At 72.7% G+C, this 25,380-nt stretch carries 20 protein-coding genes; 12 read left to right on the forward strand and 8 right to left on the reverse strand.

The window, feature by feature from the left end; genetic code table 11:
* On the reverse strand, positions 1 to 7,170 hold a 7,170-nt coding region (locus MTDSW087_RS21965; protein WP_144767014.1), incomplete at its 3' end, for an apolipoprotein A-IV repeat region-like domain-containing protein.
* Positions 7,171 to 7,478: 308 nt separating this feature from the next.
* On the opposite strand from MTDSW087_RS21965, the gene MTDSW087_RS21970 reads away from it, so the two are divergent.
* Positions 7,479 to 7,799 (forward strand): Hpt domain-containing protein, encoded by a 321-nt coding sequence (locus MTDSW087_RS21970; protein WP_144767015.1) that lies wholly within the window; start codon positions 7,479 to 7,481, stop codon positions 7,797 to 7,799.
* A gap of 161 nt (positions 7,800 to 7,960) precedes the next feature.
* Entirely contained in the window at positions 7,961 to 8,281 is a 321-nt protein-coding gene (locus tag MTDSW087_RS21975) for a 2Fe-2S iron-sulfur cluster-binding protein (RefSeq protein WP_144767016.1), read from the forward strand.
* Here MTDSW087_RS21975 and MTDSW087_RS21980 read toward each other — a convergent pair.
* Together MTDSW087_RS21980 and MTDSW087_RS21985 are read right to left on the reverse strand one after the other, a co-directional pair.
* Positions 8,272 to 8,706 carry a bleomycin resistance protein gene (locus MTDSW087_RS21980; RefSeq protein WP_144767017.1) on the reverse strand — a complete coding sequence of 145 codons (435 nt, stop codon included), beginning with the start codon at positions 8,704 to 8,706 and terminating at the stop codon, positions 8,272 to 8,274. The two genes, MTDSW087_RS21975 and MTDSW087_RS21980, sit on opposite strands and share 10 nt — an antisense overlap.
* Positions 8,703 to 9,878: a vWA domain-containing protein gene (locus tag MTDSW087_RS21985; RefSeq protein ID WP_144767018.1), complete on the reverse strand. Its 1,176-nt coding sequence runs from the start codon at positions 9,876 to 9,878 to the stop codon at positions 8,703 to 8,705. Before MTDSW087_RS21985 ends, MTDSW087_RS21980 begins: the two co-directional genes overlap by 4 nt.
* A gap of 234 nt (positions 9,879 to 10,112) precedes the next feature.
* On the opposite strand from MTDSW087_RS21985, the gene MTDSW087_RS21990 reads away from it, so the two are divergent.
* Positions 10,113 to 10,520, forward strand: coding sequence for a hypothetical protein (locus tag MTDSW087_RS21990; protein WP_144767019.1), 408 nt, complete (start codon positions 10,113 to 10,115; stop codon positions 10,518 to 10,520).
* 110 nt (positions 10,521 to 10,630) lie between these two features.
* Here the strand turns inward: MTDSW087_RS21990 and MTDSW087_RS21995 are convergent, their stop codons facing one another.
* On the reverse strand, positions 10,631 to 12,478 hold the full coding sequence (locus MTDSW087_RS21995; RefSeq protein ID WP_144767054.1) for a cation:proton antiporter domain-containing protein: 1,848 nt from the start codon (positions 12,476 to 12,478) through the stop codon (positions 10,631 to 10,633).
* A 362-nt stretch (positions 12,479 to 12,840) separates the two neighbouring features.
* Here MTDSW087_RS21995 and MTDSW087_RS22000 point away from each other — a divergent pair, with 362 nt between their 5' ends.
* From MTDSW087_RS22000 to MTDSW087_RS22015, 5 genes are all read left to right on the forward strand, one after another.
* A complete protein-coding gene (locus tag MTDSW087_RS22000) occupies positions 12,841 to 14,043 on the forward strand; it encodes an ATPase (RefSeq protein WP_144767020.1) in 1,203 nt (400 codons plus the stop codon).
* Positions 14,040 to 14,672 (forward strand): hypothetical protein, encoded by a 633-nt coding sequence (locus tag MTDSW087_RS22005; RefSeq protein WP_144767021.1) that lies wholly within the window; start codon positions 14,040 to 14,042, stop codon positions 14,670 to 14,672. The genes MTDSW087_RS22000 and MTDSW087_RS22005 overlap by 4 nt, the downstream gene beginning before the upstream one ends.
* Positions 14,673 to 14,836: 164 nt before the next feature.
* Positions 14,837 to 14,983: a hypothetical protein gene (locus MTDSW087_RS30355; protein WP_186383955.1), complete on the forward strand. Its 147-nt coding sequence runs from the start codon at positions 14,837 to 14,839 to the stop codon at positions 14,981 to 14,983.
* A gap of 103 nt (positions 14,984 to 15,086) precedes the next feature.
* Entirely contained in the window at positions 15,087 to 15,944 is an 858-nt protein-coding gene (locus MTDSW087_RS22010; RefSeq protein ID WP_144767022.1) for an AAA family ATPase, read from the forward strand.
* Between the two features lie 198 nt (positions 15,945 to 16,142).
* On the forward strand, positions 16,143 to 16,670 hold the full coding sequence (locus MTDSW087_RS22015) for a SixA phosphatase family protein (protein ID WP_144767023.1): 528 nt from the start codon (positions 16,143 to 16,145) through the stop codon (positions 16,668 to 16,670).
* 15 nt (positions 16,671 to 16,685) lie between these two features.
* On the opposite strand, the gene MTDSW087_RS22020 is transcribed toward MTDSW087_RS22015, so the two are convergent.
* Positions 16,686 to 17,756 carry an alpha/beta fold hydrolase gene (locus MTDSW087_RS22020; RefSeq protein ID WP_144767024.1) on the reverse strand — a complete coding sequence of 357 codons (1,071 nt, stop codon included), beginning with the start codon at positions 17,754 to 17,756 and terminating at the stop codon, positions 16,686 to 16,688.
* A gap of 198 nt (positions 17,757 to 17,954) precedes the next feature.
* Here MTDSW087_RS22020 and MTDSW087_RS22025 point away from each other — a divergent pair, with 198 nt between their 5' ends.
* Positions 17,955 to 18,422, forward strand: a complete 468-nt coding sequence (locus MTDSW087_RS22025) for an Hsp20 family protein (protein WP_144767025.1) — start codon at positions 17,955 to 17,957, stop codon at positions 18,420 to 18,422.
* Positions 18,423 to 18,481: 59 nt separating this feature from the next.
* Here the strand turns inward: MTDSW087_RS22025 and MTDSW087_RS22030 are convergent, their stop codons facing one another.
* The gene (locus MTDSW087_RS22030; RefSeq protein ID WP_144767026.1) at positions 18,482 to 18,778 is read right to left on the reverse strand and encodes a hypothetical protein; all 297 of its coding nucleotides are present in this window, start codon (positions 18,776 to 18,778) and stop codon (positions 18,482 to 18,484) included.
* 63 nt (positions 18,779 to 18,841) lie between these two features.
* Positions 18,842 to 19,264 carry an RNA polymerase subunit sigma-70 gene (locus MTDSW087_RS22035; RefSeq protein ID WP_144767027.1) on the reverse strand — a complete coding sequence of 141 codons (423 nt, stop codon included), beginning with the start codon at positions 19,262 to 19,264 and terminating at the stop codon, positions 18,842 to 18,844.
* A gap of 229 nt (positions 19,265 to 19,493) precedes the next feature.
* Between MTDSW087_RS22035 and kdoO the strand changes: the two genes are divergently transcribed.
* Genes kdoO through hemC form a run of 3 tightly spaced genes read left to right on the forward strand, consistent with a single transcriptional unit; the run spans position 19,494 to position 21,595 of the window.
* Positions 19,494 to 20,354: a Kdo hydroxylase KdoO gene (gene kdoO / locus MTDSW087_RS22040; protein ID WP_144767028.1), complete on the forward strand. Its 861-nt coding sequence runs from the start codon at positions 19,494 to 19,496 to the stop codon at positions 20,352 to 20,354.
* A 9-nt stretch (positions 20,355 to 20,363) separates the two neighbouring features.
* Positions 20,364 to 20,663: an antibiotic biosynthesis monooxygenase family protein gene (locus MTDSW087_RS22045; RefSeq protein ID WP_144767029.1), complete on the forward strand. Its 300-nt coding sequence runs from the start codon at positions 20,364 to 20,366 to the stop codon at positions 20,661 to 20,663.
* 8 nt (positions 20,664 to 20,671) lie between these two features.
* Positions 20,672 to 21,595 carry a hydroxymethylbilane synthase gene (gene hemC, locus MTDSW087_RS22050; protein ID WP_144767030.1) on the forward strand — a complete coding sequence of 308 codons (924 nt, stop codon included), beginning with the start codon at positions 20,672 to 20,674 and terminating at the stop codon, positions 21,593 to 21,595.
* 119 nt (positions 21,596 to 21,714) lie between these two features.
* On the opposite strand, the gene putA is transcribed toward hemC, so the two are convergent.
* Positions 21,715 to 25,374, reverse strand: a complete 3,660-nt coding sequence (putA, locus tag MTDSW087_RS22055) for a bifunctional proline dehydrogenase/L-glutamate gamma-semialdehyde dehydrogenase PutA (protein WP_144767031.1) — start codon at positions 25,372 to 25,374, stop codon at positions 21,715 to 21,717.
* Between the last annotated feature and the right edge of the window lie 6 nt (positions 25,375 to 25,380).

The following is a 25,380-nucleotide window of genomic DNA, read 5'->3' on the forward strand; positions in this document are numbered from 1 at the left end:
GATGTGTATAAGGGCCAGACCTGCGGGAGCCGCAGCCGCGCGGGCGGCAGGCGCCTGGGCGGCCGGCGGGGCGGCGACCGCGCGCGCGCCGGCCTCGGCCGTGCGCTTCTGCTCGACCGGCTGGGCCACGTCGACCGCGCGGTTCGAGCGGGCGACGAGGGCGGAGAGCTCGTTCAGCGCCTTGATCTGGTCGGAGACCACCCGGCGCATCTCGCCCGCCGCATCCTGCGTCTCGCGCGGGATGTCCAGCACGCCGCGGGCGAGGTCGGCCCGCGTCGTCTCCAGCTCGCCGCGGATCGAGGCCGCCATCCCGCGCAGCGCCGACACTGACTCGCCGAAGCGGGCCTCGGCCGCCTCGAAGCCGGTGCGGATCTCCTGCGCGGCGGTCTCGATGGCGCCGCGCACGGCCTGTGTCGTCTTCTCGCCCTCGGCACCGGCCCCGGTGCTGAGGTCCCGGAAGGCGCCGGTCACCGCCGCGCTCGCGGCCTCGGCCGAGCGGGTCAGGGTCTCGCCCACGGTGCGGGCGCGCTCCTCGGCCGCGCGCAGGCTCTGCTCGATGCCCTCCGCGAAGGCGCGGGTACGGCTCTCCAGACTGTCGGAGCGCTCCTCCAGGCCGGCGAGCGCCGCCACGACGGCGCCCTCCCGGCCCGCGACGGTCGCGGCGAGCCGCTCCTCGATCGCGGCGAGCGCGCCCGCCGCCTGATCGAGGGCCGCCACATGGGTGTGGGTCTGCTCGGCGAGGGAGCGCCCGCGCCCGTCGAGCGCTGCGGCGAGGCCGGCGGTCTCGCGGGCCGCGCTCTCGGCCACCGCCTGCAGGGCGCTGACCTGGGCGGCGACGCCCTCGCTCGCCCGCCCGGTCTCCCGGGCGATCTCGGCGAGCGCCGCCTGGATCTGCTCGACGCGGCCGGCAAGGCCCTGCTCGACGGCGCCGAGGCTGCCGCCGGCCTCGGTCAGCAACTCGCGCAGCACCTCGTTGGCGCTGTCGATGCGCACGAGCACGCTGCCGAGGTCGCGCCGCAGGCGCTCGTTGGTCTCGCCAAGGCCCGCGATGGCCTGGGCCGCACCCTCCTCGACGGCGGTGCGCAGGATCCGGGCGGAGTCCTGCGACTGCACGGCCAAGGCCTCGGTGCGCTCGCGCAGGGCCTCCAGCAGCGGCGCGCCGGTCTCGGCGAGCGCGCGCTCGATGGCCTGGCCGCGCTCCTCCAGCGCTCCGGCGAGATCGTGGACTGGGCCGTCGATCGCCGCGCGCAGGCGCTCGACCTGCCGCTCCATGGCGCCGCTCGCCGCGTCCCCGCGCTCGTCGACGCTGGCGACCAGGGCGCCGCCCTTGTCCTCGATGGTGCGCACCAGGGTCTCGGCGCTCTCGGCGAGCCGGCGGGAGAGGGCCTCACCGCGGGAATCGACCAGGGTGCCGAGCGCCGTCGCGCGCCGCTCGAAGGTGTCGGACATCTGGCTGGCCCGCTCGTCGAGGAGCTTGGCGATGGCGCCGTTGCGCTCGTCGAGGGCGGCGGCGAGCGCCGCTGTGTGGGCCTCGGCGAGGGCCGCGTGGTTGCGGGCGCGCTCGTCCAGGGCGGCGACCATGCCGGCCATGCGCTCGTCCACGAGGCTCCCGAAGGCGTCGTGGCGGTCGTCGAAGGCCGTGGCCAGCGCGTCGCCGCGGGCCGCGACCAGGGTCGCGAACAGCTTCATCCGGCTATCGATGCGCTGGGTGAAGGCCTCGCTGCGCTCATCCACGGCCTGGGTCAGCGCCGTGCCGCGCTCCTCGACCTGGCGGGCGAGCGTCGCGGTGCGCTCGGAGACCACGGCGTCGAGATCGGCGAGGCGCGCGTCGAAGGTCGCGGCCAGCGCCTGCGCCCGGGCCTCGACCGCGTCGGTGAGGTTGAGGGCGCGGCCGTCGAGCAGGTCGCGGATCGTGGTGCGGGTCTCCTCGAACAGGCCGCGCAGGGCGCCGATGCGCGTCTCCACGGTCTCGGTAAGCGCGCGGCCGCGCTCCTCCACGAGGTTGCCGAGGCCGTCCTGGGCTTCCTCGAACAGGGCGCGCAGGCGGCGCGTGCGGCTGTCGAGGCTGTCCGCCATCTGGCGCTCGCGCGCCTCCAGCAGGCCGGTCATCGCGGCCGGCGCCTCGTCCATCAGGCTGCGCAGGGCCTGGATGCGGCTCTCGATCTCGCCAGCGAAGCGGGTCGCGTGCTCCTCGGCCAGGGTGTCGATGGCGGTGCGGGCCTCGGAGAACAGGCCGTCGAGCCGCCCGGTGCGGGCGTCGAGGGTCTGGGCGAGGGAGCGCTCGCGGGCCTCCACCAGCCCGGCGAGGGCGGCGGGCGCCTCGTCGAGCAGGGTACGCAGGGCCTGGACCTGGGCCTCGACGGCCGCCGCGGCGCGGCTGCCCTGGCCCTGGACCACGGAATCCACGGCGCTGCGCGCCTCCTCGAACAGGGAACGCAGGCGCTCGGTGCGGCTGTCGAGGCTTTCGGCGAGGGCGTGCTCGCGGGCCGCGATGAGGTCGGAGAGCGCGGTGGGCGCCTCGTCGAGCAGCGTGCGCAGTGCCTGGATCCGCGTCTCCACGGCGCCGGTCAGGCGGTCGCCCTGGCCGTCGATCGCGCCGGTGAGGGCACCCTGCGCCGCGTCGAGCACGCCGCGCAGGCGCTCGGTGCGGGTGTCGAGGCTGTCGGCCATCTGGCGCTCGCGCGATTCCAGCAGGCCGCCGATGACGGCGGGCGCCTCGTCGAGGAGCGCGCGCAGCGAGCGGACGCGCTGGTCGACGCTGCCGGCGAGCTGGCGGCTGTGGTTGCCCGCCGCGGCGTCGAGAGCCGCGCCGGCCTCGTCGAACAGGCTGCGCAGGGCCTCGGCCCGCGCGTCGAGGCTCTGGGCGATGCGGTCGCCGCGCCCGTCGACCAGGGATTCGAGGGCGCCGAGGCGCTGCTCGAACAGCTCACCGAGCAGGCGGGTGCGCGCCTCGAGGGCCTCGGAGGCGGAGCCGATCGCACCTTCGATGGAGGCGACCATCTCGCGGCCGCGGTCGTCGAGGGTGTCGTGCAGCGGGCCGATGCGGCCGTCGAGGCTGCTCGACAGGGTGGTGGCGTGGTTGTCGAGCAGGCCGCGGATCTGGGTGGTGCGGTCGTCCAGCAGGCCGTGGACCGTGCGCACGCCCTCGTCGAGCAGGGTGCTGATGTCGGCGGTGCGGGCCGACAGGGTGCGCCCGAGGCGGCCCTCGCCGTCCTCCAGCATGTGCTCGGCATCGGCGATGGTCTGCTGGAGCTTGGCCAGCACGCTCTCGCCGCGCTGGTCGATCAGCTCGGCGAGCGAGGAGCCGCCGCGATCGAACAAGCGGGCAAGCTCGGTGATGCGCCCGCCGATGGCACCGAACACGCTGCGGCCCTTCTCGTCGAGCTCGCCCGACATGGCGGCGGTGCGCTCGTCGATCAGGCGGCCGAGCAGGTCGGAGCGCTCGGCGAAGGCGGCGCGCACCGCCTCGGTCCGAGCGGCCAGCGCCTCGTCGGCCTCGCGGGCACGGGTCTCGATCAGGCCGACGATCTCCTGCACGCGCTCGCCGAGGCTGCGGTCGAGCCCGTTGGCGCGCGCCTCGAAGCTCTGCTCGAAGGCCGCCACGCGCTCGGCGAGGGCGCCGCCGATGCCGCCGGTGCGGGATTCGACCATCTCCACAAGCTCGCGGGTGCGGGTGGCGAGTTCCTCGTCCACCGCGTGGGCGCGGCTCTCCAGCAGGCGGACCGCCTCGAAGGCCTGGGCGCCGAAGCGCTCGTCGAGGAGGCGCGAGCGCTCCTCCAGCGCCGTGCCGATCGCCTCCATGCGGGCGAGGACGCCGCTGTCGAGGCGGCCGGCGCCGGCATCGAGCTGCCGGGCGAGTTCCGTGGTCTGGCTCTCCAGGCGGCCGGCGATCTCCGTGGCGCGGGCGGCGATGTCCTGCGCCAGGGCCTCGGTGCGGCCGTCGAGGGATTGCACGAGGTCGCGCCCGCCCTCGGTCATCACGCGGGCGATCTCGCCGGTGCGCACGATCAGCGCCTCGTTGAGGGCGGTGGCGCGGGCGCCGAGATGGCCGTCGATATGGGTGACGAGGTTGGCGAAGGTCTCGCCGATCTCGGCCGAGCGCTTGGCGGCGCGCTCCTCCAGGGCACCGAGATGGGTGTCCACCGCGGCCTGCGCGTCGCGGGCGCGCTCGGCGATCCGGTCGATCACGGCCGGCCCTTCCAGGGTGATGAAGCGGTCCATCTCGCCGAGCCGCGCGTCCACGGTCTCGCCGAAGGCCGAGGTGCCCTGCGCGATCCGGTCGGCCAGGATGTCGCCGCGGGCGATGGTCTCCTGGAGGGTGGCGAGGCGGTTGCCGATGGTCTCGTCCAGGGCCTTCACGCGGCCGTCCGCGGTCTCGGCGATGGTGGCGCCGGTCTGGCTCAGCGTGTCGGCGATGCGCGCCCCCTGCGTGGCGACGGCGAGCACGATGTCGCGGCCGGTGCCGGCGATGCGGGCATGGGTCTCCTCGGCATGGGTGCTGAGGAGGTCGGCGACGCCGCGGCCATGGGTGCCGAGCGCGCCCTCGATCTCGCCGAGGCGGGCGGTGAGCTCCTCGCGGACCTCGGCCGCCGTGCGGGCGAGCGTGCCGGTGGCCTCGCCGGTGCGGGCCTCCATCTCGCCGCCGATCCGCGCGATCGCGGCATGCACGGCCGCGACCGCGGCCTCCGTTCGCTCGCCGATCTCACTGCCGGCCTGCGCGGTGCCGGTGCGCAGCTGCTGCAGGCTCGTGGCGGCGCGGGCCTCCACGGTGTCGTGGACCTCGGTGGCGATGGTGCGCAGCACCGCGATGCTCGCGGTGATCGCCGCGCTCATCTCGGCGCTGCGCGTGGCGGTGTGCTCCTGCGCGTCGCGGGCGGCGAGGGTGAGGGTCTCGGCCGCGCCGCCCGTGCGGGCGGCCAGCGCCTCGGCGAACTCGGTGAGGCGGCGCTCGAAGATCTGCACGACCTCGACGGTGCGGGTCTCCAGCTCGCCGGTGGTGCCGGAGGCGGTGCGGCGCAGGGCCTCGATGCTCTCGGCGACGGCGGCGGTCATCGCGGCGGTGCGCGCCTCCGTCGTCTCGTGCGCGTCGCGGGCGGCGCTGCTCAGGCTCTCCGCCGCCGCGTCGGTGCGGGCGGCGAGCGTCTCGGTGAAGGTGCCGAGCCGGCGCTCGAAGACCTCGACGGCCTCGACGGTGCGCATCTCGATCTCGCCGGTGGCCGAGGCCGCCGAGCGGCGCAGGGCCTCGGCCGCCTCCGTGCTGCCGCTGCCGAGCGCCGCGGTGAGGGTGTCGACCGAGCCGCGCAGGGAGGCGACGGTATCCGCCGCGCCCGTCTCGAAGGTGCGGCCGAGATCGGCGAAGGCGGTCTCCAGGCTCGAGGCGGCCTCGGCCGAACGGAGCGCCACGAGGCTGCCGGCCCGCTCGCCCGCGGCGTCGAGGCGCGCCTCCAGATCCGCACCGTGCACGGTGACGGTCTCGTGCAGGCGCACGGCGACGCCCTCGATGCGCTCGGCCACCGCGGCGCCGCGCCCGGCCACCGTCTCGCCGACGCGCTCGGCCGTGCCGAGGAGGTCGTCGCGCAGCGCATTCGTGCGGGCCGTGAAGGTCTCGACGATGCCGCCGGCCGTCAGCGCCAGCGCCGCCTGCGCCTCGCGCCCGCGGGCCTCGATGGTCTCGGCCACGCCGGTGCCGGCGCTCTCGATCTCGCTGCGCAACGCAGCGCCGCGGCTCGCGAGGTCCTGGGTGAAGGCCGAGCCGGTTTCGGCGAAGCGGGCGGTGATCTCGCCCCCCGTCGCGGCGAACCGCTCGGTGAGCTCGCCCCCGGTGGCCGCGAAGCGGTCCGTCAGCTCGCCGCCGCGGGCGAGGAAGGCGCTCTCCAGGGCGCCGGCGGAGCGCTCGAAATTCTCGCGCACGGCGCTGCCCTGGCGGTCGAGCGCCTCGATCACCCCGGCACCGGTCTCGGCCAGCGTGCGCGCCACCTGGCCGGTCGTCTGGGCCAGCTGCTCGGTCAGGCCGCTGCCCGCCGCCTCGAAGGCGCGGGTGACCTCGGTGGCGCGGGTCTCGAAGCTGCGGGTCAGGGTCTCGCCGATCTCGCCGAGGCTGCCGCGCACGCCATCGCTGGTGGCCACCAGCCGCTCGATCAGGGCGTCGCCGCGGCCGGTCATGGCGCCGACCACGCGCTCGCCGGCTTCGCCGAGGGAGACCGTGATCGCCTCGCCGCGGGCGTCGAGAGCCTGGGTGACGCGGTCGCCCGCCCCCGTCATCGCGGCGACGATGCGCTCGGAGGCGCCCTCCAGCTCCTGGCTCAGGCTCTGGTGCGAGCCGGTGATCGCGCCGCGCACCCGGTCGGCATTGGCCACGATCGCCTCGCGCTGGGCGACGAGCTCGTCGACCAGGGCGCGGATGCGGATCTCGTTGTCGGAATAGGCGCGCTCGAGGGTCGCGATCTCGCCGCGCACCAAAGTTTCCAGCTCGCCCGCGCGGGCCAGCGCCCGCTCGACGCCGTCGCCCACCGCAGCCACCTCGCGGCGCACCGTCTGCGACATGGTCAGTACGGCGTCCGTCGAGAAGCTCTCGGGCTCGGCCAGCCGGATCGCGACCTCGCCGACCGCGCGGGCCACGAGGCGCATCTCCTGCGCGCGCACCGCCAGCATCGCCGCGATGAGGAAGAGGAAGATCGGCCCCGCCAAGGCCGCGGCGCCGACCGTCGCCTGGAGCGCGTCCAGGCCGCCGATGAAGCCCTTGAGGTCGCCGCCCGAATGGTTCCAGGCGATCAGCAGGAGGCCGTTCAGCCAGAGGAAGGCGGCGGCGGCCGCGAAGACATAGGGCTTGCGCGAGGGCCGCACCCGCAGGGTCTGCTGCAGGATGCCGATGTTGCGCCGGTCGTCGTTGGCCACGAGCGAGCGGTCGGGAGGCAGGAGGCCGCCCTCGCGGCGCACGCGCTCGCGGCCCGGCGGCGGCAGGTCCGAGGTCAGCTGCGTGTCGAGGTCGAGGCGCGGCGGCATGGTGCGGCCGGCGGGCTCGGAGAGCGGATCGGCGTCGCCCACGTCCGGCAGGCGCGGCTCGGCCCGGCGCTCGGTCTCGGTCTGCGTCAGGGCGTCGAGGTTCAGCGCCTGCTCGATCGCAGACAGTGCGGCCTCGGCCGGGTCCTTCAGCTTCTTGTCCGTGGCCATTCAACGCCCCGCATTACGCGCGCACCCGCCGTCGGACGCCATCCGACCTGCGGGCACGATTACCCGTTTACCAAGGAAGTTTAGACCTCGCCCGGCGGACCGGATACCCGAGCCCGGCGGACGCACAGAAAACCTTAACGGAATGGTTACCACGGCTGCCCGCGGGCCCGCACTCCCGTCGAACCCATGATGCCGCAAGGCTTCGCGCCGCGCGACTCGGGGCAGGCGGCGCTGTGGATAGCGGGCGCGGCCCCGGTTACAGCGCTTTCCTCCGAGGTGGACGCCGAATGCATGCAGGGGAATCCGCGATGACCGCGATCGACCGAGCCCATCTCGCCGCGCAGACCGGCGGAGACGAGGCGCTGGCCGCCGAGATCCTCGGCCTGTTCGCCGCCCAGTGCCGCCGGCTCCTGCCCGGCATCGCCGACCGCTCGCTCGCCTTCCCGGACCGGGCGGACCTCGCCCATACCCTGAAGGGCTCGGCCGCCGGGATCGGCGCGGGCCGTGTTCAGGACCTCGCGGGCCGGGTCGAGGCGGCCTTGCGGGATGCGGCGGAGCCGGGGGCGGAGATCGCCGCCCTGGAGGAGCAGGCTGCGGCGGCGCTCGCCGAGATCGCCGACGCGGCGTGAGAGCGCAGGTGCCGGCGTGCAAGGGCGCCTGCGAAGAGGCGGCGCGGCACGCTATTTGAGAGGCACATCGCCGGCGCCCTTGCAATCCGGGGCCTGTCCCGTCAAGCAAGCGCGCCGCTCGCCCGCGCGAAGAGCCGCCCGACACGATACCGGAGCCCGTAATGCCCAAGATCACCTATGTCGACGCCGCCGGTACGGCCCGGACCGTCGAGGGCAGCGTCGGGGCGACCGTGATGGAGACGGCTCTGCGCAACAACGTGCCCGGCATCGATGCCGAGTGCGGCGGCGCCTGCGCCTGCGCCACCTGCCATGTCTACGTCGCCGACGATTGGGCCGAGCGGGTCGGGCCGGCCGAGGACATGGAGCAGGACATGCTCGACTTCGCCTCCGACGTGCGGGCGACCTCGCGCCTCTCCTGCCAGATCAAGATCGCGCCCGATCTCGATGGGCTGACCGTGCACACGCCCCCCCGTCAGGGCTGAGGCGAGGGCAGAACTTCGGCGAAGCGGAGCAGGTAGCCGTCCGGGTCTTGGACGAGGCATTGCCGCAGGGCGACGTGGCGCGCGCCGACGCGATAGCGCACGTCGTGGGCCTGCCGGAACAGCGGCCAGCGCGCGCCTTCGAGGGCGGCAAGGATCGGGTCGAGGGCCGCGACCGTGAACTGCAGGTTCAGGCCGCGCCCGAACGGCGGCTCCAGGGGCGCGGTCTCCCAGTTCCCGTTGCGGCGGTTCAGCATCACCTGGGCGCCCGCGCGCTCGATGAAGGCGAAGGCGTTCTCGGGGAGGGCGTAGCTGATCCGGAAGCCCAGGATCCCGCACCAGAAGCGCAGGCTCTCATCCAGGTCCGAGACGTCGAGTTCCGGGATCAGGATGGCGAAGCCGCCCTCGGGCCCTGTGTCCTCCTTCATCGCAGCAGCCCGCGCGTCGCCCGGTCGATCCCGTCGAGCGTCAGCGGATACATGCGGTCGCCGAGGAGGCGGCGCAGCATGTCGATGGATTGCGTGTAGGGCCAGTGCGCCTCAGGCACCGGGTTGAGCCACGCGACCTTAGGGAAATGATCGACGAGGCGCTGCATCCAGGCGGCGCCGGGCTCCTCGTTCCAATGTTCCACGGAGCCGCCCGCCATGGCGATCTCGTAGGGACTCATCGAGGCGTCGCCCACGAAGACGAGGCGATAGTCCGAGCCGTAGGTGCGGATCACGTCGAGGAGCGGCGTCCGCGCGTCGTGGCGGCGGGCGTTCTCGGTCCAGACCGCCTCGTAGGGGCAGTTGTGGAAGTAGTAGTGCACGAGGTGCTTGAACTCCGAGCGCGCCGCCGAGAACAGGGTCTCGGCGAGTTCCACGTGCCAGTCCATCGAGCCGCCGACATCGAGGAAGAGCAGCACCTTCACCGCGTTGCGGCGCTCCGGCCGCATCCGCACGTCGAGATAGCCGGCCTTCGCGGTCGAGCGGATGGTGCCGTCGAGATCGAGTTCCTCCGCCGCGCCGCTGCGGGCGAAGCGGCGCAGGCGCCGCAGCGCCACGCGGACGGTGCGGGCGCCGAGCTCCACCGTGTCGTCGAGGTCGCGGAACTCGCGCTTGTCCCAGACCTTCACGGCGCGGAAGTTGCGGTTGCCGTCCTGGCCGATGCGGATGCCTTCCGGATTGTAGCCGTAGGCGCCGAAGGGGGAGGTGCCCCCCGTGCCGATCCATTTCGAGCCGCCCTGGTGGCGCCCCTTCTGCTCGGCGAGGCGCTGCTTCAGGGTCTCGAACAGCTTGTCCCAGCCGAGCGCCCGGATCTCGGCCTTCTCCGCCTCGGTGAGGTGCTTCTCGACGAGCTTGCGCAGCCATTCCTCCGGGATGGCTGTGGGCGCGACCGCCTCGCCCATGCCCTCCAGGCCCCGGAAGACCTGGCCGAAGACGCGGTCGAATCGGTCGAGATGGCTCTCGTCCTTCACGAGCGCGGTGCGTGCCAGGAAGTAGAACTCCTCGACGCGCTTCTCCGCGAGGTCGCGGTCGAGGGCGTCGAGCAGGACGAGGTACTCGCGCAGGGAGACGGGCACCTTGGCGTCGCGGAGCGCGGTGAAGAACTGTAGCAGCATGGCGGGATAACGCGCAGTCGGAGGCGCCGGGTCAAGCGCGCGGCCGAGTCGCCCGATCCGCCGCCAGAGTCGATCCGGGTTTAGGAATCCTGTGCATGACTCCTGAAGTCTGTTGATAGACTCGCGATTCCGACGATTTCAGTCACGAAACCTGGTCGGTGCGGCGCACAATCCTGCGGCATCGAGTCGTGGCGGCGCGTTCGAGTCGAAGCTGAGCCGCACGGGAGGTCTGCGATGGCGGTTGTCCTCCGCAGCATGCGCGATTTCAAGGGGTTTCTCGCGAAGCCGGGCGCGACGATTCAGATCGTGCGCAACACCTTCGTCGAGCGGCAGCCCACCGAGACGCTGGAGGCCTACAGGTCCAAGGGCCTGTTCGCACCGCGCCACGTCCAGGCAGTGACGCGGAAGGCGGCGATCTTCGCGATCGCCGGCCATCCCGGAACGGTCTGGCTCTACTGGGACAAGGGTGCCCGCGGCTGGAAATTCCACGCGGACACGGTGACGGTGCCCCTCGTCACGGGCCTCGGTCCCCCGGACGAGATCACCTATCGCTGCAGCCTCGCCGGAGAGGAGCCGCGGCCGCGGGCCAAGCCGGTGCGGAAGGCGATCCGCACCGACCTGTTCGACGCGCTGCCGGCCTGACCGCTCATACGACATCCGGGTGATGCCTTCGGGAGGGCGGATGTCGCCTTCGCTCAGGCGCCGCGCGGGCTTGCTGAGACCGCGTCCGGGCTGATCAACCGGACGCGGTATCAGGCCCGCCGGCCGACCTGGGCCGGCTCCTCCTTGGGCGCGCCCGCCTCGCGCGCCGCCTCCGCCTGCTTGCCGACCGTGCGGCGGGCGCGGAAGACCGGGCGCGTATCCGTCTCTTTGCGCTTGAGCATGGCGCGGTACTCGTCCCGCCGCTCGTGGATCGAGGCGATGACGAGGCCCATCGGCACCCCGACATCGACGAGCACCGCCTCCGAGAGCTGCAGCGAGGCCTCGATCGTCTCGGGCACCGCGTCGTCCACGCCCATGTCGTAGAGGGCGGTGGCGTGGCGCGCGTCGCGGGCGCGGGCCACGATGGTGAGGTCCGGCCGCTCGGAGCGGGCGGCGGCCACCGCCGCCTCGACGGCCTGCGGGTTGTCGAGGGTGACGACGAAGGCGCGCGCCGAGGCGATGTCGCAGCGGCGCAGCAGCTCCACGTTGCCGGAATCGCCGAAATAGACCGGGTTGCCGAGGCGGCGCTGCTCGGCCACCCGCCCCGCATCCGAATCGAGGGCGAGGTAGGGGATCTTGTGGCGGGTGAGCATCTCGCCGACCTGGCGGCCGACGCGGCCGTAGCCGGCGATGATGACGCGGTTCTGCTGCTTGTCCGGCGGCGGCTCGGCCCGCACCCGCGCGTGCTGCTGGCCGGCGCTGCGCCGGCCGACGAGCCGGGCGAGGGCGGCGAGGCCCGGGATCAGGATCATCGTGACGGTGGTGACGATGAGGGCGGCGCCGCCCACCTCCTCGGGCACGAGGCCCGAGGCGAGGGCGCCCCCGATCAGCACGAAGGCGAACTCGCCGCCGGGGCCGAGCAGCAGCGCGGCCTCCGCGGCCACCGGGCGCGGGATCTTCAGGACGGGCGCGGCCATCATCACCACCACGGCCTTGATCGCGATGAGCGCGAGCGACAGGCCGAGGATGGCGCCCGGCGCGGCGAGGAGCTGGGCCGGGTCGAGGTTCATGCCGACCGAGACGAAGAACACGCCGAGCAGGAGGCCCTTGAACGGGTCGATCGTCGCCTCGATGGCGCGGCGGTACTCGGTCTCGGCGAGGAGCAGGCCGGCCACGAAGGCGCCGAGCGTCATCGAGAGCCCGCTCGCGGCCGCCGTCAGCGCGGTGGCCACGATGACGAGCAGGCAGGCCGCCATGAACAGCTCGGTGGATTTCGTCCGCGCCACGAGGTGGAAGAGCGGGCGCAGCGCGAGGCGGCCCGCCACCACGATGAGCACGAGGGCGACCGCCGCCTGAGCGAGGGCGAGGGCCAGCGCGGTGCCCATATTCGCCCCGTCCGAGCGGCCGAGCACCGCGATGGCGAACAGGACGGGTGCCACCGCGAGATCCTGGAACAGCAGCACCGCGAAGCTCGCCCGGCCCGCCGGCGCGTTCAGCCGCTTCTGCTCGGCCAGCACCGGCAGCACCACGGCGGTGGAGGAGAGGGCGAGCGCGATGCCGACGATCACGGCCCCCGCGAGCGGCACCTTGAGCCCGAACAGGATCGCCCCGATCACCAGGGCCGAGCACAGGACCTGGATCGAGCCGAGGCCGAAGACGAGGCGGCGCAGCGTCCGCAGACGCTCCCAGGACAGCTCCACGCCGATCATGAACATCAGGAAGATCACGCCGAACTCGGCGAGATGCGCGATCTCGGTGCGGTTGCCGATCGTGAAGAGCGAGACCCAGCGGTACTCGTCCGCGAGCCGGCCGAGGCCGAACGGCCCGAGCAGCGCGCCGGCCCCGATGAAGCCCAGGACCGGGCTGATCCGCAGGCGGTGGAACAGCGGCACCACGATCCCCGCGGTCACGAGGAACAGGATCGCTTCCTTGTAGGAGCCGGCGTGGACCTCGGGCATGTCGGTCGGGTTCACCTCGCGCTGGGGGCGCTCCCCGCCGGCACGGATGCCGTCCCGGCACCGGGGAGCGCGAGAGAACGATGAATTTTGGGGCCGGGCGGCCTCCCTCTGGCCGGCGGCCCCGCGGGCGATCATGGGTCCTGCGGGGAAGGGCGGCAATCGTAAAACCGGCGCGGCCCTCTCGGATGAGGCCATTTCACGGCGCGCGGACGGAGGCAACCGGCGGTGAGGCATTTGTGCCACCCCGCCGGAGATCCAGTGGATTGCGCCCCCGCGGCGCAAAATCGGCACAATGCGCGCATACCGGAGAAGTTTAACGCAGGGTTAAGCTTGCCCTGCCGTACGCGTCCGAAGAGAGCCTCATGCCGAAATCCCCTCCGAGCCGGGAGGTCCAGCGCGAGCGCCGCGCCTGGGCCCTCGAGTCCCAAAGGTGGACGCACGAGCGGCATGTCGAGAAGGGCTACCGGATCAAGTGGGGCTATGTGGGGATAGCCTATCTCGTCGAGTTCATGGTGATCGGCGCCTCGCTCTGGGGCGCGTGGCTGTTCGCGGGCGTCTACAGCGACGGCGACAACCATGCCTTCTACTTCATGCTGCTGGCGCCGCTGGTCTACGCCGCGGTGGAGCTGTGCCGCGTGCCGCTCGGCATCCTGGCGCGCACCCAGCGCTCCTACCTCGTGCGCTGCCTCGCGATCCTCGGCATCCTGTTCGCGGCGGGCGTCACCACGAAGTCGGTCTCGCAGCTCGGCGAGATGATGTTCCATCCCCGCCTGATGGAGGCCGCCCGCACCAAGACGGCGCTGAAGGACGCGCAGGCCGACCGGTCGAGCCTCGACACCCGCATCGCGGCGGCGGATGCCCGGGTGCAGCAATACACGACCGAGCTTGAGCAGATCGAGAAGCGCGCCGCCGAGAACGCCGCCCAGCTCGCGGGCCTGCCGGCCCAGCGCTGCGAGAAGGTGTTCGGCACCAACAGCCGCGGCGTGCGCTACCAGAACCTGAAATGCGTCACCGACCCGCGCACGCAGACGCTCTCCGCGAGCGTCGCCAAGGCGGGCACCGACCGCACGGCCGTGACCAAGGACCTGGAGGAGGCGCGCAAGGCCCGCGCGGTCCTCGACCGCGGCCAGGCCGACCGGCGCGTCGCCGATGCCGAGCAGGCCTACCGCAACGCGGTCAACCGCTCGCAGCTCCACTCCTTCACGGCCATGGTCTACGGCGTCGACCCGATCGAGGTGACGGACGCCCAGGTCCACGCCTTCCTGCGCATCTTCGTCTTCGTGCCCGCGCTCTGCGCCGCCTTCGCCTCCACGATCCTCGCGCTCTGCGCCGTCTCGGTGCGCAAGACCTTCATGGACGAGGACGACCTCGGCGCCACCATCGACCCGGCCGCAACGCCCTACCTGATCGACCAGCTCACCGATGGCCTGCGCCAGGAACTCGGCCTGAACCGGCCCGGCGCGCCCCGTGAGGCCACGACCTCGGGCGCCGTCATCCCCCTCGACCGGCGTCCGCCTTCGGCGGCGCAGGCGCCCGTCAACGCCAGCGCCGGAGCCGGTGCATGACCATCCATATGCCGGGCATCCCCGAGAACGTCGTGCTCGCCCAGAGCGTCAACGGGCGGCTGCGGGCCGATGCGAGCCTGATCGCCGCGCGGGCCTTCCTGATGCGGGCGGCGGGGGCCGGCCTGTTCGCGGCGCTGCTCGGCGCCGGCATCGGCGCGGCGGCCTTCGGCTGGGCCTATCTCAACCAGTACGAGACGGCGGCCGAGCGCATCGCCCAGGCGATGCAGAGCGCGCTCTCCGAGGTGACGCTGAAGACCAAGGGCGAGGTGACGCTGACCGACAACGTGCTGCGCCTCGACCAGCCGGTGGCCCAGGCCAAGCCCGACTTCGCCTCGGTGGTGGCCAGCCAGAAGGACGACGGCAACGCGGCGGTGCGCACCACCTTCACCGTGTTCAAGTCAGTGCCCCATCTCGACGGCAACATCGTCACCGGATGGCAGTTCAAGGGCGACGAGAGGCAGCCCGAATCGCAGTACTGCTACTTCTCCCACCCGCAGAAATTCGGCAGCGACGTGCTGACCCAGGTCAACATCGCCATCAACGGCCAGGTCGCGCCGCAGACGAGCTCCGAGCTCGACCTCAAGCGCCTGTCCAAGAGCTGCGTCTGGTTCGACCCGAAGAAAGTTTGAGTTGAGCGCGGACGGGTATCTCACTCGCAGTTGTATGAAGTCGATCGCTCATCATCCATGATCGAGCGTCGGCTATCGACTGCGCTTTAATCGATTGTTAACCCTGTTCGAGGCGGTATAATCCCCATCGCGGCCGAAACGAGCCGCCGGGGAGCTACGTGGTCGTGATCGCAGCAATCGTGGGCATGCCGATCATCCTGATGGCCGTGACGCTGGCGGTCGACGGCGTGCTGAAGCGGTATCCGCGCAAGGACGACATCTGGCAGCTCCCGAAGGTGTCCTCCGTCAGCTTCGCCGACCAGCGCCCCTGACCGCGCGCCGCTTGCCCCTGCGCGCCACGCCCCTTAGAGCCGCAGCGATCGCGACGCGTGCGAATTTGGTTGCGCGTTCGGCAGGATTGAGAGGGGGCGGCGGATGCGCTTCACCGGGACCGAGACCTATGTCGCGACGCCGGACCTCACCGCGGCGGTGAACGCCGCCATCGTGCTGGAGCGCCCGCTCCTGGTGAAGGGCGAGCCGGGCACGGGCAAGACGGTCCTGGCGGAGGAGATCGCCAAGGGCCTCGGCGCGCAGCTGCTCACCTGGAACATCAAGTCGACCACGAAGGCGCAGCAGGGCCTCTACGAATACGACGCGGTCTCGCGCCTGCGCGACTCGCAGCTCGGCGACCCCCGCGTCTCGGAGATCGCGAACTACATCCGCCGCGGCAAGCTCTGGGAGGCCTTCGCGGCCGAGGAGCGGCCGGTGCTGCTGATCGACGAGATCGACAAGGCCGACATCGAGTTCCCGAACGACCTGCTGACCGAACTCGACCGGATGGAGTTCCACGTCTACGAGACCGGCGAGACCGTGAAGGCGCGTCGGCGGCCCGTGGTCATCATCACCTCGAACAACGAGAAGGAGCTGCCGGACGCCTTCCTGCGGCGCTGCTTCTTCCACTACATCCGCTTCCCCGATGCCGAGACGCTGCAACGCATCGTCGAGGTGCATTATCCCGGCATCAAGCACCGCCTCGTCGAGGAGGCCCTGCGCGTCTTTCTGGAGACCCGCGAGGTGCCGGGCCTGCGCAAGAAGCCCTCGACCTCGGAGCTGCTCGACTGGTTGAAGCTCCTCGTCTCGGAGGACGTGTCGCCGGAGACGCTGCGCGAGCGCGACGGCCGCAAGCTGATCCCGCCGCTGCACGGGGCGCTGCTCAAGAACGAGCAGGATGTCAGCCTGTTCGAGAAGCTCGCCTTCATGATGCGGCGCGAGGGGCGCGGCGGCTCCGCCTGACGGTCCAACGAGGCCGTAGCGAGGCCGTAGCGAGGCCGTATCGGAGCGGGATCGCCGGGCGCGGACTTTACTCCTGCGCGCCGATCGCCGAGGAGGACTGACGGCCGAGGCCGCGGGCTCCCGCCCCACCCGACATGCCAGAACGACCGGCGCCCCCGCGGCGCCGCACCGACCCTGACCCGGTCACAGGAACCACCGATGCGCCGCCTGCTTCTCCTCCGCCACGCCAAGTCCGAGCATCCGGTCGGCATGGCCGACCACGACCGTCCCCTGAACCCGCGCGGGCAGGAGGCCGCGCCGCGGATGGGCGCCTATATCGCCGAGGCCGGCTTGCGGCCCGACTACGTGCTGGTCTCCTCCGCCCGGCGCACCCTGGAGACCTGGGAGGGCGCCCGCGCGCCGCTCGAGGGCAATCCGGGCGAATCCGTCGACGCCCTCTACGAGGCGCCCGCGCCGCGGATCCTCGAGGTGGTCCAGGGCGCGCCCGACAATGCCGGCACGCTCCTCGTCGTCGGCCACAATCCGGGCCTGCAGGATTTCGCGCTCGCGGTCGTCGGCCACGGCAAGAAGGCCGACCGGAAGCGCCTCGCCACGCAATTCCCCACCGCCGCCCTGGCGGTGATCGATTTCGAGGCCGAATCCTGGTCCGCGATCGACTGGGGTGCCGGCACCCTGGAGCGCTTCGTCAAGCCGAAGGATATCGATCCCGACGCCGACGCGGATTGACGGGCGCGCCGCGGCTCAGCCCGCCACCGCCTCGCGCAGGCGGGGCTCCGCCTCCGCCGCCTTCGGCACGGGGCTGCCCGGCACGAAGGCGTCGAAGGCGGCCCAGAAATCCTGCCGGATCGCGTCGCGCTCGCTCAGGATCTCGTGCCGGGCGTCCGGCAGGACCAGGATGTCGCCGGCCTTCATCCGCGCGCCGAACCGCTCGGCGGCGGGCGTGCCGCAGACCGGGTCGGCGCCGGCCCCGACGATGAGGGTCGGGATCCCGATGCGGGCCGGCACGCGCGGGTCGCGCAGGCGCGCCATCGCCCGGAAGGCGGCGGCGAGCCAGCCCACCGTCGGATCGCCGACCGCGCTCGCGCCGACCGCCCGCGCCGCTGCGGCGTTGCGGGCGTAGCGCACGGGATCGCGCGAGAGCCGGTTGCCCGGATAGGGCATGGTGGCGATCGAGGCGCCGGGATCGTGCGGGATGTATTGCCGCCCGGTGACCCGCCCGACGAGGCCGAGCAGCAGCGGGAAGGGCATCACCCGCGACAGCCGCGGCACGAAGCAGCGGCCGAGCCCGAGGGCCTTCAGCGAGCGGGCCAGCCCCGAGGCGCCGGCCGGCCAGGTCACCATGCGGATCGACAGCATCGGCGCGACCGTGACGAGGCGCGCGAAGGGCAGCCAGCCGTCATGGGCGCCGGTGAGCGCCACGCAGCCGCCCATGGAATGGGCGAGGCAGGCATGGGGCTCGGGCAGGAGCGGCACCAGCACCGTCTCCGCCACCGCCTTGAGGTCGAGCCGGTACTCGTCGAAATGGCCGACATGGCCCTTGCGCGGATCATTGACCCGCCGCCCCGACTCGCCCTGTCCGCGCCAGTCGAAGGCCACCACGCAGAAGCCGCGCGCCAGAAGCTCGCGGACCGTCTCGTAGTACTTCTCGATGAACTCGGCCCGGCCCTGGAGCAGGCAGACCGTGCCCTTGGTCGCCCTTCCCGTCGGCCGCCAATAGGCGACGCGCAGGTCGCAGCCATCCGCGGTGCGCACGGGGACGAGGATGCCGCCCGGCGGCACCGGATTGTCGGGGGTTGAGCGCAGCGTCAGCATCCGGGTCTCGGGGGCGCGAGGGATCGGCGAAAAAAAATTACCGCACCAGCATTGCGGAAGGCTTCACGGCTCTTGAACAGGGCTGGAGGCGCCCCGATATCGCTCTCGTGCCGGCCAGATGGCGGCACGACAAGGTCCGGCCCGCGGGCGGACCTGCGTGAATGCATCAGAAGCATGTTGCTCCACGGAGGATATGTTATGCGTCAGTTCGATCTTGCTCCCCTCTACCGCTCCACCGTCGGCTTCGACCGGCTCTTCTCCGCCCTCGACCAGTTCGTGAGCGCGGATGCCGTGCCGAGCTACCCGCCCTACAACATCGAGCGCACCGGCGAGAACGCGTACCGGATCACCGTCGCGGTCGCCGGCTTCACCGAGGCCGATCTCGCGATCGAGGTCAAGGAGAACGCGCTGACCCTGAAGGGCGAGCGCAAGGCCGATCCGGCCCAGCGCGTGGAGTTCCTGCACCAGGGCATCGCCGCGCGCGGCTTCGAGCGCCGGTTCCAGCTCGCCGACTACGTCCAGGTGACGGGCGCGGCGCTGGAGAACGGTCTCCTCCACATCGATCTCGTCCGCGAGATTCCGGAGGCGAAGAAGCCGCGTCAGATCCAGATCGCCACCGGCCGCCCGGCCCAGGCGATCGAGGGCGAGGTCCGCGCGGCCGCGTAACCCGCGGCCGACCCGAGAGGGGGCGCCCCGGCCATCGGCCGGGGCGTTTTCGTGTCCGGTCAGTAATCGCCCGGCCAGTCCGAGGCGCCGGGCTCGAAGCAGGTATAGCCGACGAAGCAGCGCGGGTTGTCGCGCGTCGGCGCGAAGGCGGCCTTGGTGAATTCGGTCGGCTCGCAGAACCGGCGGTCGCGCACGAAGCGGTCGTAGGTGGGCCCGCCCGTGCCGAGCACGATGCCGCCGGCCCGCGCCACCGTGCCCCGGGCCTGGCCGCAGGTCATGGTGGTCGTATCGGGCCGCGTCTGGGCCGCGGCCGGCAGGGCCGCGAGGATCAGGGTCAGCGTGAACAGGCGTCGCATCGGATCCGCTCCCGGTGGGGTGCGGAGAGAACGCCGCGCGGCCCTCGCGTTTCCGTCCCGCGCTCAGAGGTCCCCCAGGGCGAGCTGGCCCTGGTTGGTGCGCCGCGGCGGGGCTTTCCGCTCCTTCGGCGCGGCCTTCTTCGGCTTCGGCTCGCCGCGCATGCGCGCCTTGGCCTTGTCGCGGGCCACCGCCTCCGGCGCCTGCGGGTCGTCGGTGAGCCACTTGCCGCGCTTGATCACCTCGTTCACCCGGCCCTGGTTCACGCCGACCTTGAAGGCGATCTCCTGCTGGGTCATGCCCGTGGTGGCGTGCAGGTCCAGGATGGCGCGGGCGAGTTCCGGCGTCATCTTCTGGCCGGTGAGCCGACGGGCGGGCTTGACCGTGCGGGTGGCGCGGTCGCGCTCGCGCAGGCGCTCCAGCAGGGCGAGCGCCATGTTCATGCCGTGCTCGCGCAGGGCGTCCTCGAATTCCTTCAGCGTCGCCATGGACGGTCTCTCGCGACAGGGCGTGCAGGCGGGCGCGCGGGCCCGGAACGTAGCCTGAACGTGCCGGATCGGCGCCCGGTTGCGCAAGCCGCGCGAGGACTCGCCGGGCCGCGGGCATGGGCCCAGCCGGATGTCATCCACCGCAAAATCGCCTCCCTGGCGCTGCGGCGGCGGCTCGGCTACACGGCGGAACCGTCTTCGCTGCAGGAATTCCGGGAGTTCGGCCGAGATGATCAGCCCCATCCACACGGTCACGCAGGCCGAGGCGCGCGGCGGCTCGCTGGCTGCGGCCCTGGAGGACGGCGCGGTGCTCCTCTTCCCCGATCTCGACTTCCCCTTCAGCGACTTCGAGAGCCGCTTCGTCGAGCGCCCCTTCGCAGACGGCAAGGCCAAGAACGTCAACATCCGCGGCGATCAGGCCGAGCTGCGCGGCGCAGCCGGCACGCCCGAGGAGCAGGAGGCCCTGCGCCAGCTCCTCGTCCGCTACCGTGCCTTCGCCGAGGGGCTGATCGCGCGCCACCTGCCCGAATATGCCGGCCGGATCAGCCTCGCCGGCACCTCCTACCGGCCCTTCGAGGTGGACCAGCGCAAGCTGAGCTGGCGCCGCGACGACACGCGGCTCCATGTCGACGCCTTCCCCTCGAACCCGATCGGCGAGAAGCGCATCCTGCGCGTCTTCCGCAACATCAACCCGAGCGGCCAGCCGCGGCGCTGGCGGGTCGGCGAGGATTTCGGCTCGATGGCCGACAAGTTCCTGCCACGCCTGCCCGGCTACTCGCCGCTCTCGGCCCGGCTGCTCTCGGCGCTGCGCATCACCAAGGCGCGCCGCTCCGAATACGACCACCTGATGCTGCACCTGCACGATGCCCTGAAGCAGGACGAGGGCTACCAGGCCAGCGCCCCGCAGGCCGACGTGGAGTTCCTGCCCGGCCAGACCTGGGTGACCTTCTCCGACCTCGTGATGCACGGCGCCATGGGCGGCCGCTACATGCTGGAGCAGACCGCCTACCTGCCCGTCGCCGCCCAGGCCGATCCCGAGAAGAGCCCGCAGCGCATCCTGGCGCGCAAGCTCGGCCGCCCCCTTCAGTAGGAGACCCCGATGATCCTCGAGATCGCCCAGATCGACGTGAAGCCCGGCTCGGAAGCCGCGTTCGAGGCCGGCATCGGCCGAGCCTCCGAGATCTTCCGCGCCGCGAAGGGCTGCGTCAGCTTCAACGTGCGCCGCTCGGTGGAGAAGCCGCAGCGCTACCGCCTGCTCATCGAGTGGGAGACGCTGGAGGCGCATACCAAGGACTTCACCGGCTCGCAGGCCTGGAAGGACTACCGCGCCATCGTCTCGCCGACCTTCGACGGGCCGCCGAGCGTCGAGCATACCGAGCTGGTCCTGAGCGCCTTCTGAGGCTTCCCATGCTGAACAGGCCCCTGCGCATCGGCACCCGCGGCAGCCCGATGGCCCTCGCCCAGACGGGCATGGTCCGCGACCGCATCGTCGCGGCCAATCCCGGGCTCGAGACCGAGATCGTCGTCATCACCACGGTGGCCGACAAGGTGCTCGACCGGCCGCTCTCCGAGATCGGCGGCAAGGGCCTGTTCACGAAGGAATTGGAGCAGGCGCTCTTCGCCGAGGAGGTGGATGTCGCCGTCCACTCGATGAAGGATGTCGAGACCTGGCTGCCGGACGGGCTCGTCATCGCCTGCATCCTGGAGCGCGACGACCCGCGCGACGCCTTCCTCTCGCCGCACGCGGAGAACCTCGCCGGGCTGAAGCCCGGCTCGCGGGTCGGCACCTCCTCGCTCCGGCGCGGGGCGCAGGTGCTGATGCGCCGTCCCGACCTCAAGATCGTGCCTCTCCGCGGCAACGCCAACACCCGCATGCGCAAGCTGGAGGCGGGCGAGTGCGACGCGACGCTGCTGGCGCTCGCCGGCCTGGAGCGCCTCGGCCTGGAGGACATGGCGCGCAGCGTCCTCCCCACCGACGAGATGCTGCCGGCGGTGGCGCAGGGTGCGCTCGGCATCGAGTGCCGCGCCGGCGATGCCGAGATCCGCGCCCTGCTCGCGCCCATCGCCTGCGCCCGCACCACCACCGCCATCACGGCCGAGCGGGGGCTTCTCGCCGAGCTCGACGGCTCCTGCCGCACGCCGATCGCGGCGCTCGCCCGGATCGAGGGCGAGAGTCTGCATCTCGACGGGCTGCTCTTCCTGCCCGACGGCAGCCGCCATTGGGCGGTCCGCCGCAGCGGCGCCGCCGTAGACGCGGAGGCGATCGGCCGCGAGGCCGGCGCCGCGCTCAAGGCCGCCGCGGGCGACACCTATGTGCGCGACCTGAAATAGGGTCCGGGTTTCCAAGGGCCTCAGGCCTTTGGCGGGTCCAGGGCGGAGCCCTGGTATGTTCATCAGGGCTTCGCCCCGATACCCCACCAAAGGGATGATCCCTTTGGGATCCCGGGTCTTCAGCCGAGCGCCATGAGCGAGGCGTTGCCGCCGGCCGCGGCGGTGTTCACGCTGAGGCTGCGCTCGCGCAGGAGCCAGGGCAGCGGGTCGTCGGCCGAAGGCACGCGCAGCACCGGTAGGATCGGGCCGGGCAGCGCCGCCGCCTCGTGCAAGGCGGCCAGCGTCTCTGCCTCGCCCTCGACGAGGAACGCGGCGCAGTCGGTCGAGGCCTCCGCGCGGGTGATCGCGGCACGGACCGCTTCCGGCAGGGCGGCGACCCGTTCCCACAAGGCCGGAGACGCATGCAGCCGGACCGGATTGCCGGTGGCGAGCGCGGCCGAGAGCTGGGCGACGAGGCCGCCCTCGCTCAGCGGCCGGCACAGGACGGGTCCGCGCGGGTGCAGGCCGTAGCGGTTGCTCTCGCCGACCGGGCCGGGCAGCGCCAGCTCCGTCCCGAGGAGCGAGCGGGCCGCATCCCGCGCGCAGGTCTCGGCCTCCTCGATTCGGCCGGCGGCGCGCAGGGCGTCGCGGAGCGCCCGCAAGGCTGCCGGCAGGGCGCGGCCGGGCTGCGGTTCGGACGCGGCGCCGGCCACGAGGCGGCGCAGGTAGAGCGGGCCGCCTGCCTTCGGCCCCGTCCCCGACAGGCCCTCGCCGCCGAAGGGCTGCACGCCCACCACCGCCCCGATCATGTTGCGGTTGACGTAGAGGTTGCCGGCCCGCGCCGCGCCGGTGACGCGCGCGACCGTGGCGTCGATCCGGCTGTGCAGGCCGAAGGTCAGGCCATAGCCGGTGGCGTTGATGGCCGACACCAGCGCGTCGAGCCCGTCGCGGGGGTAGCGCAGCACGTGCAGGACCGGGCCGAACACCTCGCGGTCGAGATCGTCGAGCCCGGCGATCTCGATGAGCGTCGGCGCGACGAAGCTGCCGGCCGCGCAGTCCGCCGGCAGGTCGAGGGCGTGGATGGGCCGGCCGAGCGCCCGCATCCGCGCCACATGCGCCAGGATGCCGTCGCGGGCCTCGTCACTGATCACCGGGCCGATATCGGTGGCGAGCCGGTCGGGATTGCCCACGCTGAGCTCGGCCATCGCCCCCTTCAGCATGGCGAGGACGCGCGGCGCGATCTCCGCCTGGAGGCAGAGCACCCGCAGGGCCGAGCAGCGCTGGCCGGCCGAATCGAAGGCCGAGGCGAGTACGTCGGCCACCACCTGCTCGGGCAGTGCCGAGGAATCGACCACCATCGCGTTCTGGCCGCCGGTCTCGGCCACGAGCGGCACCGGTCGCCCCTCCGGATCGAGGCGGTCCGCGAGGCTGCGCTGGATCGCGCGCGCGACCGCGGTCGAGCCGGTGAACACCACCCCGCGGCAGCGCGGATCGGCCACCAGCCGGGCGCCGACCGTGCCGTCGCCGGGCAGGATCTGCAGCGCCTCCGCGGGGATGCCGGCCTCGCGCAGCAGCGCGACGGCGAGGCCCGCGACGAGGGGCGTCTCCTCTGCGGGTTTGGCGAGGACCGGGTTGCCGGCGGCGAGCGCCGCCGCGACCTGACCGGTGAAGATGGCGAGCGGGAAGTTCCACGGGCTGATGCAGACGGTGGGCCCGAGCGGGTGGCAGGCGCCCCAGTCGAGGCTCTGCGCCTGCGCGCCGTAATAGCGCAGGAAATCGACCGCCTCGCGCAGTTCGGAGATCGCGTTGCCCACCGACTTGCCGGCCTCGCGCACCAGCAGGGCGAGGAGGGCGTCGCGGCGCGCCTCGAACAGGTCGGCGGCGCGGGCGAGGCGCGCGGCGCGCTCGGCCGCGGGGATGGCGGCCCAGCCGGGCGCGGCCGATTCGACCTGGGCGAGGGCCGCCTCGACCGTCTCCGCATCGGCTTCGACCACGTGGCCGACGATGTCGACGCGGTCGGCCGGGTTCGTCACCGGACGCTTCGGTCCGCCGCCCGCGCCATGCCCGAGCAGAGGCCGCGCGATCCTCACCTCACGTGACGCCGCGCCGAGATTCGCCTGCAGGCTAGCGAGCACGCCTTCGTCGGCAAGGTCGAGGCCGCGGGAATTGGGCCGCTCCGGGCGGTAGAGGTCGCCGGGCAGTGCGATGCCCGGATGCGGGCTGCCGACGGGCGCGACGGCGCGCGCCTGCGCCACCGGCTCGGCGACGAGGTCGGGGACCGGCACGCTGGAATCGCCGATCCGGTGGACGAAGGAGGCGTTGGCGCCGTTCTCCAGGAGCCGCCGCACGAGATAGGCGAGCAGGGTCTCGTGGCTGCCCACCGGCGCGTAGATGCGGCAGGGCAGGCCGAGGTCGCCGTCCACCACCTCCTCGTAGAGCGCCTCGCCCATGCCGTGCAGGCACTGGAACTCGTAGTCGCCGAAGCGGAAATCCGGGCCGGCCATCGCGACGATCGAGGCGAGCGTGCGCGCGTTGTGGGTGGCGAATTGCGGGAAGATCCGGTCGCGCGCGGCCAGCATCCTGCGGGCGCAGGCGAGGTAGGACACGTCCGTGTGGAGCTTGCGCGTGAAGACCGGGAAATCAGAAAGCCCGTCGATCTGCGCGCGCTTGATCTCGGCGTCCCAATAGGCGCCCTTGACGAGGCGGACCATGATCCGCCGCCTTCCGCGCTCCGCGAGGTCGATCAGGAAATCGAGGGTCGCCGGCGCGCGCTTGCCATAGGCCTGGACCACGAAGCCGAGCCCGTCCCAGCCGGCGAGGTCGGGATCGAGGGCGAGGCTTTCGAGGATGTCGAGGGAGAGATCGAGCCGGTCGGCCTCCTCGGCATCGATGTTGAGGCCGATGCCGTGGCTGCGGGCAGCGCGGGCGAGGCCGCGCACCCGCGGCAGCAACTCCGCCATCACCCGGCCGCGCTGGGCCCGGGCATAGCGCGGGTGGAGCGCCGAGAGCTTGATCGAGATGCCGGGGCCGGCATAGGGCCCGCGCCCGGCCGCCGCCCGGCCGATCGCCGCGATGGCGCCCGCATAGTCGCGCTCGTAGCGTGCGGCGTCGGCGGCGTTCATCGCGGCCTCGCCGAGCATGTCGTAGGAGTAGGAGAAGCCGCGCGCCTCCAGGGCGCGAGCCCGGTCCAGCGCCTCGCCGATGTCGCGGCCGGTGACGAACTGGCCGCCCAGCATCCGCATGGCGAGGTCGACGCCGCGGCGGATCACCGGCTCGCCGAGCCGGCGGACGAGCCCGGAGAGCGCCGCCGACAGGCCGGCCTCGCCGTGCGGAGCGACGAGATGCCCGGTGACGGCGAGGCCCCAGGTCGCCGCCCCCGCGAACAGGCCTTGGGCGTGGCCGAGATGGGCGTCCCAGTCGCCCGCGCCGATCTTATCGCGGATCAGCGCGTCGCGGGTGGCCTCGTCCGGGATGCGCAGCAGCGCCTCGGCGAGGCACATCAGCGCGACCCCCTCGGCGCTCGACAGAGCGAATTCCTGCATCACCTGCGCCACGGGGCCGCGCGTGCCCTTGGCGCGCAAGGCGCCGACGAGGCGGCGGGCGAGGGGGGCGGCGACCGCCTCCTCCCGGGACGTCGGCGCGGCCTCCGCGAGGAGGAGCGTCAGGCATTCGGGCTCGGGCCGGCGCGTCGCGGCGCGGATCCTGTCGCGCAGGTGGCTGGGCGTGGAAGCGGGCCCGGCGAAGGCCGCGAAGGGGAGGGGGGCGGCGACCGCCTCTTGCCGATCGGCGCTCTCGCTCATCGTGCC

Origin of the sequence: Methylobacterium dankookense (assembly GCF_902141855.1) — a bacterium.
Lineage (GTDB): Bacteria > Pseudomonadota > Alphaproteobacteria > Rhizobiales > Beijerinckiaceae > Methylobacterium > Methylobacterium dankookense.

Bases quoted from the DNA above. Each gene is read 5' to 3' on its own strand.
- MTDSW087_RS22015 (WP_144767023.1), top strand. From the start codon at position 16,143: ATGCGCCGCCTGCTTCTCCTCCGCCACGCCAAGTCCGAGCATCCGGTC.
- MTDSW087_RS22035 (WP_144767027.1), bottom strand. From the start codon at position 19,264: ATGGCGACGCTGAAGGAATTCGAGGACGCCCTGCGCGAGCACGGCATG.
- MTDSW087_RS22000 (WP_144767020.1), top strand. From the start codon at position 12,841: ATGCCGAAATCCCCTCCGAGCCGGGAGGTCCAGCGCGAGCGCCGCGCC.
- MTDSW087_RS22030 (WP_144767026.1), bottom strand. From the start codon at position 18,778: ATGCGACGCCTGTTCACGCTGACCCTGATCCTCGCGGCCCTGCCGGCC.
- hemC (WP_144767030.1), top strand. From the start codon at position 20,672: ATGCTGAACAGGCCCCTGCGCATCGGCACCCGCGGCAGCCCGATGGCC.
- MTDSW087_RS21990 (WP_144767019.1), top strand. From the start codon at position 10,113: ATGGCGGTTGTCCTCCGCAGCATGCGCGATTTCAAGGGGTTTCTCGCG.
- MTDSW087_RS21980 (WP_144767017.1), bottom strand. From the start codon at position 8,706: ATGAAGGAGGACACAGGGCCCGAGGGCGGCTTCGCCATCCTGATCCCG.
- MTDSW087_RS21970 (WP_144767015.1), top strand. From the start codon at position 7,479: ATGACCGCGATCGACCGAGCCCATCTCGCCGCGCAGACCGGCGGAGAC.
- MTDSW087_RS21985 (WP_144767018.1), bottom strand. From the start codon at position 9,878: ATGCTGCTACAGTTCTTCACCGCGCTCCGCGACGCCAAGGTGCCCGTC.
- MTDSW087_RS22005 (WP_144767021.1), top strand. From the start codon at position 14,040: ATGACCATCCATATGCCGGGCATCCCCGAGAACGTCGTGCTCGCCCAG.
- MTDSW087_RS22020 (WP_144767024.1), bottom strand. From the start codon at position 17,756: ATGCTGACGCTGCGCTCAACCCCCGACAATCCGGTGCCGCCGGGCGGC.
- MTDSW087_RS21995 (WP_144767054.1), bottom strand. From the start codon at position 12,478: ATGCCCGAGGTCCACGCCGGCTCCTACAAGGAAGCGATCCTGTTCCTC.
- MTDSW087_RS22045 (WP_144767029.1), top strand. From the start codon at position 20,364: ATGATCCTCGAGATCGCCCAGATCGACGTGAAGCCCGGCTCGGAAGCC.
- MTDSW087_RS22025 (WP_144767025.1), top strand. From the start codon at position 17,955: ATGCGTCAGTTCGATCTTGCTCCCCTCTACCGCTCCACCGTCGGCTTC.
- kdoO (WP_144767028.1), top strand. From the start codon at position 19,494: ATGATCAGCCCCATCCACACGGTCACGCAGGCCGAGGCGCGCGGCGGC.
- MTDSW087_RS22010 (WP_144767022.1), top strand. From the start codon at position 15,087: ATGCGCTTCACCGGGACCGAGACCTATGTCGCGACGCCGGACCTCACC.
- MTDSW087_RS21975 (WP_144767016.1), top strand. From the start codon at position 7,961: ATGCCCAAGATCACCTATGTCGACGCCGCCGGTACGGCCCGGACCGTC.
- putA (WP_144767031.1), bottom strand. From the start codon at position 25,374: ATGAGCGAGAGCGCCGATCGGCAAGAGGCGGTCGCCGCCCCCCTCCCC.